Origin of the sequence: Bacteroides sp., from assembly GCF_052357945.1 — a bacterium.
In the GTDB taxonomy this organism is placed as follows: Bacteria; Bacteroidota; Bacteroidia; order Bacteroidales; family Bacteroidaceae; genus Bacteroides.
Map to the genome: position 1 here is coordinate 1 of NZ_DAWCXD010000298.1, position 2080 is coordinate 2080.

A 2080-nucleotide genomic window follows, 5' to 3' on the forward strand; every position below is an offset into this window, starting at 1 on the left:
TACCTACTGTGGAAAACTATCTTTCTGCTCTTTGTGACAGTTTTATTCTATATAAGGTAGGAAGATATGATATAAAAGGGAAGCAGTATCTCGCTCCAGGAGCGAAATACTATGCGGCGGCTATAGGGCTTCGTTATTTTATATTAGTCATAAAGCAGGCAGACATGGGGCACATCTTAGAAAACATTGTTTACTTGGAACTTATAAGACGAGGTTATGAAATCCATATAGGAAAAGTTGGAGATGCTGAGGTTGATTTTATTGCCATAGGCGCCGAAGGGGAAGAATATTATCAAGTATCTCAGACCGTATTGGAAGAGCAGACACTAAAGCGGGAACTTTCATCACTGGATGCAATAAAAGACCATAATCCGAAGTATCTTCTTACTATGGATTATACGCCACTGACATCCTATAATGGTATCAAGCAGGTTAATGTTTTGGAATGGCTTCTAAAGAAATAGTCAGAAATATCTGTTGCTAATAAGACACAGGAGTTTGTGGAGGATTTTGTGCGAATAGGATAAAGGTCCCATGTATGCTATTTTTACGCTGAGGAGGGAAGGTTTTTATGGAATGGAAAAGTAAAATAGAAGATGAATGTCCCCGTGGGGAAACGCAAGCGGGCGGCATCGTGGAAGTGCCGCCCGCTTGTCTTGCTCCATCTATGGACAAAATGTCTCGAAGCTAATAGGGGCGTTTCTGATAGTGGCCTCTATAGTGGCTCAGTTGTCAAGACAAAAATCTAAGATTTTTATAATGAACTGATATGGTTGATATGTAACGAGGAACATGGGGAGGATAGTGGAACACTCCCCAGATCCATATATGCATTAAGCTACATAAGGCAGAAGCATTGCCGGGTAGTAGCACTCAGCAGGTGTTTTGTAATCAAGGGCAGAATGGCATCTCTCAAAGTTGTAGGTGTGGACATAACGTCCAATAGCAGATCTGGCTTCCTTGATGTTGTTATACAGTGTCAGATAAGCTTCTTCATACTTGAAGCTGCGGAACCAACGCTCAATCATGATGTTGTCAGCCCAACGGCTTTTTCCATCCATACTCTGACGGATACCATTTTCTTTTACAAAGTCAACGTATTGTTGACTTGTGAACTGACAACCCTGATCAGAGTTCAAAATCTGTGGTTTTGACACAGCAAATGCTTTTTTAAGAGCATTGATAACCATTCTGGTATCAAGTGTATCATCGACTTCCCAGCCTACGATACAGCGGCTGTACCAGTCGATTACAGCAGTCAGATACAGAAATCCGTGTCTGATTGGAATATATGTAATGTCAATAGACCACCCCTGATTTGGAGCGTCTATGGCAGCATTTCGCAGAAGATAAGGACATACCTTTGCCTGTTGCATCCGCTTGGAAAGATTCATCTTAGGATAGATTGGGTAAATATCCATTTCATTCATATAGCGATGTGCTTTACGCCGTCCGACATGATAACCTCTATTCTGGAGCTGTGCAGACATTTGTCTTGCTCCCCATGTTGGATTATCCGTATGAAGATGGTCGATAATCTCTTTACAAGCTAGTTCTTCATCTGATACAGGTGAAGTCTTGTAATAGATGCTTGTACGGTTGATATCAAGCAGTTTTGCTCCTACGGATGCCGGGATTTCTTTAGTCGTCAAAAGGTTTTGGACTAAACTTACTCTCGTAGTCAGGTCCACAAATTTCTTCAGATTTTTTTTTGAGCCAGTCAACCTGCATGGTTAACTGACCAACCTTTTTAGCATACTCCGCCTTTTCCTTGCGTTCTTCAGCAAGCTTGTCTTTGAGGTTTTCCTCACGCTTGTCATCGAACACTGAGGAAGCGTTGTTAAGGAATTCTTTCTTCCAATTGCGGAGCAGATTTGGTTGGATGTTATTCTCGGTTGCAAGGGAGTTTAGATCTTTCTCGCCCTTAAGCAGCTCGATTACTAGGTCTGATTTAAATTTGGCACTAAAATTTCTTCTTTGTCTGGACATAATGATGAATCCTCACTTTCATACTGATTTTAGTATATCAGATTCATTAATATTTGTCCGAAAAAGTGTCTTAATTTATGAGACCATTATA

General features: G+C 40.9%; 3 protein-coding genes. 1 reads left to right on the forward strand and 2 read right to left on the reverse strand.

Translation table 11 applies throughout. The annotated features are described in order from the left end of the window. Positions 1 to 464: DUF4143 domain-containing protein (locus ACT8YW_RS23090; protein ID WP_444107266.1), on the forward strand; the 464-nt coding region annotated here is incomplete at its 5' end. A 369-nt stretch (positions 465 to 833) separates the two neighbouring features. Here ACT8YW_RS23090 and ACT8YW_RS23095 read toward each other — a convergent pair. Both ACT8YW_RS23095 and ACT8YW_RS23100 read right to left on the reverse strand, forming a co-directional pair. Next, entirely contained in the window at positions 834 to 1652 is an 819-nt protein-coding gene (locus ACT8YW_RS23095) for an IS3 family transposase (protein WP_242827807.1), read from the reverse strand. Then, entirely contained in the window at positions 1642 to 1989 is a 348-nt protein-coding gene (locus ACT8YW_RS23100) for a transposase (RefSeq protein WP_002584162.1), read from the reverse strand. Before ACT8YW_RS23100 ends, ACT8YW_RS23095 begins: the two co-directional genes overlap by 11 nt. Between the last annotated feature and the right edge of the window lie 91 nt (positions 1990 to 2080).

Excerpts from the sequence above, each read along its gene's own strand:
- ACT8YW_RS23100 (WP_002584162.1), bottom strand. The coding sequence starts at position 1,989 with ATGTCCAGACAAAGAAGAAATTTTAGTGCCAAATTTAAATCAGACCTA.